Origin of the sequence: Bradyrhizobium sp., from assembly GCF_049512235.1 — a bacterium.
Lineage (GTDB): Bacteria > Pseudomonadota > Alphaproteobacteria > Rhizobiales > Xanthobacteraceae > Bradyrhizobium.
In genome coordinates this window covers 1-5,569 of sequence record NZ_JBEKXH010000428.1, presented here as the reverse complement: position 1 = coordinate 5,569, position 5,569 = coordinate 1, and the positions used below count along the sequence as shown (strand labels likewise).

6 protein-coding genes and 1 pseudogene are annotated in these 5,569 nt (G+C 63.6%); 2 read left to right on the top strand and 5 right to left on the bottom strand.

Annotated elements, in window-relative coordinates; genetic code table 11:
* The first annotated feature begins 144 nt into the window (after positions 1 to 144).
* Both ABSG20_RS28400 and ABSG20_RS28395 read left to right on the top strand, forming a co-directional pair.
* On the top strand, positions 145 to 387 hold the full coding sequence (locus ABSG20_RS28400; protein ID WP_423867783.1) for a hypothetical protein: 243 nt from the start codon (positions 145 to 147) through the stop codon (positions 385 to 387).
* A gap of 142 nt (positions 388 to 529) precedes the next feature.
* A pseudogene (locus tag ABSG20_RS28395) lies at positions 530 to 760 on the top strand (PQQ-dependent sugar dehydrogenase); the annotation flags it as partial.
* Positions 761 to 828: 68 nt separating this feature from the next.
* Here ABSG20_RS28395 and ABSG20_RS28390 read toward each other — a convergent pair.
* The 5 genes from ABSG20_RS28390 to ABSG20_RS28370 form a co-directional block, all read right to left on the bottom strand.
* On the bottom strand, positions 829 to 1,989 hold the full coding sequence (locus ABSG20_RS28390) for an iron-containing alcohol dehydrogenase (protein ID WP_423867785.1): 1,161 nt from the start codon (positions 1,987 to 1,989) through the stop codon (positions 829 to 831).
* A 68-nt stretch (positions 1,990 to 2,057) separates the two neighbouring features.
* The gene (locus tag ABSG20_RS28385) at positions 2,058 to 3,068 is read right to left on the bottom strand and encodes an NAD(P)H-dependent flavin oxidoreductase (protein ID WP_423867782.1); all 1,011 of its coding nucleotides are present in this window, start codon (positions 3,066 to 3,068) and stop codon (positions 2,058 to 2,060) included.
* Between the two features lie 21 nt (positions 3,069 to 3,089).
* Positions 3,090 to 4,277, bottom strand: a complete 1,188-nt coding sequence (locus ABSG20_RS28380; protein ID WP_423867781.1) for an acetyl-CoA C-acyltransferase — start codon at positions 4,275 to 4,277, stop codon at positions 3,090 to 3,092.
* 9 nt (positions 4,278 to 4,286) lie between these two features.
* Positions 4,287 to 5,417 carry an acyl-CoA dehydrogenase family protein gene (locus tag ABSG20_RS28375; RefSeq protein WP_423867780.1) on the bottom strand — a complete coding sequence of 377 codons (1,131 nt, stop codon included), beginning with the start codon at positions 5,415 to 5,417 and terminating at the stop codon, positions 4,287 to 4,289.
* A 23-nt stretch (positions 5,418 to 5,440) separates the two neighbouring features.
* Positions 5,441 to 5,569 (bottom strand): acyl-CoA dehydrogenase family protein (locus ABSG20_RS28370; protein ID WP_423867784.1); only part of this gene is annotated, 129 nt, incomplete at its 5' end.

The following is a 5,569-nucleotide window of genomic DNA, read 5'->3' as shown; positions in this document are numbered from 1 at the left end:
CGATCAGTTCGCGCTGTTCGGATCGGCCGATATCCTTCCGGCTTACCTCGGTCAGGCGCAGGGCTACAATGCTGAGTCTGGGAACGCCTGCACTACGACTGGTCCGATCCGAACCGCGTCGTTCTAAAGACCACCGACTCCAACGTGTGGGGAGGTGCGTCGGGCCACACCTACACCTTCACGCGTCAGCCCAACGGCACGACCGACATTGACGTGGTCGTCGTACGCGACGGCAAGAACCTCAAGGGGTGGGTACTTGGTTTTGTGCTCGGGACCATCGGCAGGCGCGTTTTGGAAAGAGCATTCGAAAACTCCGTCAAAGCCATCGAGGCCCGGAACAACGCGGTTGAGCACGTTGCCACAGCCAATTCCAGCCCTGCGGCCTGAGAAGTCGGGCGGCGGGTAAAACCACTCGGAAATGGCCATCACCACCCTCAACCCTGATGAGGTAGAACATGACGATGACGTGAGCCCGAGGCAATGTTGGATTGTCGGCGCGACGTTTTCCCATCGCCCATTGGCGGTGCCTTTCGTCAGCGAACACGGAAGCTGGGATCGAACGCCTCTTAACGGTTACAAAGTTGTCTACGTGCCCTTCAGCGGCGGACGGCCGAGCGGCCCGGCTCAAGATGTAGTCACAGGCTTCCTCGATGAAGACAATCACGCCCACGGTCGGCCGGTTGGCTTGGCAGTCGACCGGAGTGGCGGGCTTTTTATCGCCGACGATGTCGGAAACACGGTTTGGCGGGTGTCATCGGCCAAGCCGGGTTCTCTGCCAAAGCCGGGCACCCAGCAGGCCACAACTGGATCGGGACATGGACGCGCCCGTCAGGCGGCCATCTTGAGTATCTTGACGACATCGCCGGGCTCACGGATCGGCTGCGGGTTGGCGCGGGTGAAGATCGACAGCATCGCGTTCTTGCCGATCAGCTCGAAGCGGTCCTCGGCGACGCCGACGTCGGCGAGCCTCCGCGGCAGGCCAAGCTCCGCGATGAACGCTGCGAAAGCTTCGCTGGCGTCGCGGTCCGGCGCGCCGAGCGCTGCCGCGATCGATTTCTGCGCGGCCTCCGTGGCCGGACGGTTGTAGCGCAACACGCTCGGCATCATCACCGCCGTGCAGAAATAATGCGGCACGTCGCAGGTGCCGCCCAGCACGTGGCCGATGGCGTGGCTTGCGCCCATCGGCACCCTCGCCTGCAGGCCGAACGCCGACAGCCAGGAACCCAACTGGCAGCCGAGCCGCGCCTCCTCGTCGCTCTGATTGTCCTTGGTGCGAAGCAGCCCGTCGTGCAGATAGCGCAGCCCCTGCAAACAGACCGCGTCGACCAGCACGTTGCTGCGGATCGAGCAGATGGCTTCGATGCCGTGATCCATGGCGCGGGTGCCCGAGCCCAGCCACAGTTTTTCCGGCGTGTGCCTGGTGATCGCGGGATCGAGAATGATGCTGAGCGGCATCATCATGGGGTGATTGAATATCTGCTTGAGCTTGCGGCGGGTGTCGGTGACCAGCGCACCGGAATTATATTCACCGCCCGATAGCGTGCTGGGAATCGCGATCATCCGCACTTTCGGCGCGCGGAAGGTCCCGAAGCGACGTTCGGGCGTGGTCTCGAAGCCATCGAGACCGTCCTGCTCGAAGATCTCGTGCTCCATGCACCCCAGTACGATCTTCGCTGCATCGACCACCGAGCCCCCGCCTATCGCGACCACCAGGTCGGCCCTGGCCTCCTTTGCCTGCTTTGCGATCCGCACCACCACTTCTCGGGTCGTATGCTGCGGGACGCCATCGAAGGTCTCGGCGTGGCGACCACCAAGCGCTTTGCGGATCCTCTCGATCTCGTCGGTCTTGGTGTTCAGCGTACCGCTGGCAATCAGGTAGACGCGTTTCGCGTCCAGCCGTTCGGCCTCCTCGCGCAGCGCTTCGGCCGCCGGCTTGCCGTAGATGACGGATTCCATGGACGGGAACTGATAACTGCCCGCGATGCGCATCCTTTTTACTCCTCCGGTGTTCCTGCTCGATGTTTCGGTAACGACATGCCCGGTCATGATGCTCTCCGTCAGGCGACCGCGCGGGAAGGCTCGTGCACGTCGACGCGATCGAGGAAGCCGGTCAATCGCTGCCGAATGATCGTCTCGGCCTCCGCCATGATCCGGTCAATGAGCTCCTTGACCGTCGGGACATCGTTGATCAGGCCGACCACCATGCCGCAGCTCCAGGCGCCCGCGTCCATGTCGCCGTCGACCATCACCTTCGGATAGACGCCAGCGACCTGGCCGTGGATATCCTCGATCTTCAATGCGCCGCCTCTCTCGCGCTCGATCTCCAGGAGCTGGTCGACGCCTTTGTTTTTGAGCACACGCTCGGTGTTGCGCAGCGCCCGCATCACAAGCCGCGTATCGAGCTCGGTCGCCTCCACCAACGCCTTCTTCACGTTGGGATGAACCGGCGCTTCCTTGGTGGCAATGAACCGCGTGCCCATGTTCATGCCCGCAGCACCCATGGCTAGTGCGGCGACCAGGCTGCGCGCATCCGCCATGCCGCCGGAGGCCACGAACGGGATCTTCAGTTCGTCCGCGGCGCGCGGCAGCAGAATCATATTCGGGATGTCATCCTCCCCTGGGTGCCCGCCGCACTCGAAGCCGTCGACGCTGACCGCATCGCAACCGATCTTCTCTGCCTTCAGCGAATGCCGGACCGAAGTGCATTTGTGGATCACCTTGATACCGGCGGCCTTTAAAGCCGGCATATACTGCTCTGGACTGCGACCCGCGGTTTCCACGATCTTGACGCCGCCTTCCCTGATGGCCGCGATATATTCCGGATATGGCGGCGTGGAAAAAGTCGGCAGGAAGGTAAGGTTGACGCCGAACGGCTCGTCGGTCATGTCGCGGCATCGCGCGATTTCCTTGGCGAGATGCTCCGGCGTCCTTTGGGTAAGGCCGGTGATGATGCCGAGTCCGCCAGCGTTGGATACCGCAGCGGCGAGTTCGGCGAAGCCGACATAATGCATGCCGCCCTGGATAATCGGATGCTGGATGCCGAACAGTTCGGTAATTGCTGTCTTCACGGATTTCTCCTGCGTTTCCGGTCAGTGGACGATTTCGAACAAACCCGCCGCGCCCATGCCGCCCCCGATGCACATGGTCACCACGCCGTATTTCGCCTTGCGCCGCCGCCCCTCGATCAGGAGGTGGCCGGTCAGCCGCGCGCCGGTCATGCCGTAGGGATGGCCGATCGCGATCGATCCGCCGTTGACGTTCAGCTTGTCCGGATCGATGCCGAGCTTGTCGCGGCAATAGATCACCTGAACGGCATAGGCTTCGTTGAGCTCCCAGAGGTCGATGTCGTCGATCGTCAGATTGTGGCGCTTCAGCAGCCGCGGGATGGCGACGACCGGCCCGACGCCCATTTCGTCCGGCTCGACGCCGGCGGCGACGAAGCCGCGGAAGATGCCGAGCGGCTTCAGGCCTTTCTTGGCCGCGATCTTGTCGCTCATGATCACGCAGGCCGAGGCCCCGTCCGAGAGCTGGCTGGCATTGCCGGCGCTGATAGTCTTGCCCTCGAACACCGGCTTGATCTTCGCCAGCCCCCCGGCCGTTGTATCCGGACGCGGTCCCTCGTCCTTCGAGAGTATAACCTCCTGGAAGGAGATTTCCTTGGTGTCCTTGTCGACCACGGCCATTCTGGTCGTGAACGGCACGATCTCGTCCTTGAAGCGGCCGCCCTGCAGCGCGGCGCCGACGCGCCGCTGGCACTCGAGGCTGTATTCGTCTTGGCGGTCGCGCCCGATCTTGTAACGTTCGGCGACGACCTCGGCGGTCTCGAGCATCGGCATGTACATTTCCGCCTTCATCGCCATCAGTTCGTCGTCGACGGCGTGGAACCTGTTGATATGCTCGTTCTGCACCAGGCTGATCGACTCGATGCCGCCGCCGACCGCGATCTCGACGCCGTCGTGGATCACGGAGCGCGCGGCGACCGCGATCGCCTGCAGGCCCGAGGCACATTGCCGGTCGATGGTGGTGCCGGCCACGGTCACCGGAAGGCCGGCACGGATCGCCCCCTTGCGGGCGACGTTCATCACCATGGTGCCCTGCTGCATCGCGCAGCCCATCACCACGTCCTCGACTTCGCCGGGCGCGATGCCGGCGCGTTTCACCGCCTCGGCGATCACATGGCCCGCCATGGTCGGACCCTCGGTGTTGTTGAGCGCACCGCGATAGGCCTTGCCGACGCCCGTGCGGGCGGTGGATACGATGACGGCTTCGGTTGTCATGCTTGCCTCCTAGGCGGCCGCGTCGAGCTGCGCGTAGCGCAGCACGTGATAGGCGGGATCGCCGAACTGTATGTTGATGGAAGAGATTCGCTTGAAGTAGTGACCGACATTGAGCTCGTCGGTCATGCCCATGCCGCCGTGAATCTGCACGGCCTGGTCGGCGACGAATCGTCCGGCATAGCCGATCTTCGACTTGGCGCCGGACGCGAGACGCGAGACGCCGATTTCGTTTGCGTCGAGGCTGAGGTTGAGGTGCTGCATCAGCGACAGGGCCTCCTGATGCGCGATGAACATGTCGACCATGCGATGCTGCAGTACCTGGAAAGTACCCAGCGTGACGCCGAACTGCTTCCGGATCTTGGAATATTCCAGCGTCGCGGAGTTCAATTCCGCCATCACGCCGACCGCCTCCGCGCAGAGCGCGCCGATGGCGCGGTCACGGCACGCCTCGAGCGCGGAGACCCCCTCGCCTTCGTTGCCGAGCAACCGCCCGCGTACGTCGCGCAGGCTAACCTCGGCGGCGCGGCGCCCGTCGATGGTCTTGAAGCTGCGCAGGTCGAGATTGGCGGCGCGGCGATCGACAACGAACAGACTGACGCCGCCGCGATCCCAGCGATGACCCGCGACGCGCGCGGAGACGATCAGATGGTCCGCCCAGGGTGCGGCGACGACCGCGGTCTTCTCCCCGGTCAGGACGTAATCCTTGCCATCGCGCCGCGCCGTGGTTGCGACATCGGCGAGATTGAAGCGCGAGCCCTTCTCGGTCCAGGCCAAAGCCCAGATCTTCGTTCCCGCGATGATGTCAGGGATAAGGGCCCGCTTCTGCTCCTCGGATCCCGCATGCCCGATCAGTCCGCCGGCAAGCACGATCGTCTCCACGAACGGCTCGACTACGAGATGACGGCCGAACTCATGCATGGTGACCATGGTCGACAGCGGCCCACCGCCGAGGCCGCCGACGTCCTCCGGGAACGGCGCGGCGAACAGGCCGAGCTCGGCGAAGGCTTGCCATCGCTCGCGGCTCCAGCCTTGTTCGCTCGCGACGATCCTGCGCCGGGCATCGAAATCATACTGGTCGCGCAGCACGCGCTGGATGCTGGAACGCAACAATTCCTGCTCTTCCGTGAACTGGATATCCATCCGATCCTCTCGTGGCGCTATTGCTAAAGACCGAGTACTGCCTTGGCGATGATATTGCGCTGGATCTCGTTGGATCCGCCGTAGATGCTGAGCTTGCGCGAGTTGAGATATTTTTCGGACGCGGTGTGGACGTAGTCGGGACCCGGCATGAA

Bases quoted from the DNA above. Each gene is read 5' to 3' on its own strand.
- ABSG20_RS28380 (WP_423867781.1), bottom strand. From the start codon at position 4,277: ATGACAACCGAAGCCGTCATCGTATCCACCGCCCGCACGGGCGTCGGC.
- ABSG20_RS28390 (WP_423867785.1), bottom strand. From the start codon at position 1,989: ATGCGCATCGCGGGCAGTTATCAGTTCCCGTCCATGGAATCCGTCATC.
- ABSG20_RS28375 (WP_423867780.1), bottom strand. From the start codon at position 5,417: ATGGATATCCAGTTCACGGAAGAGCAGGAATTGTTGCGTTCCAGCATC.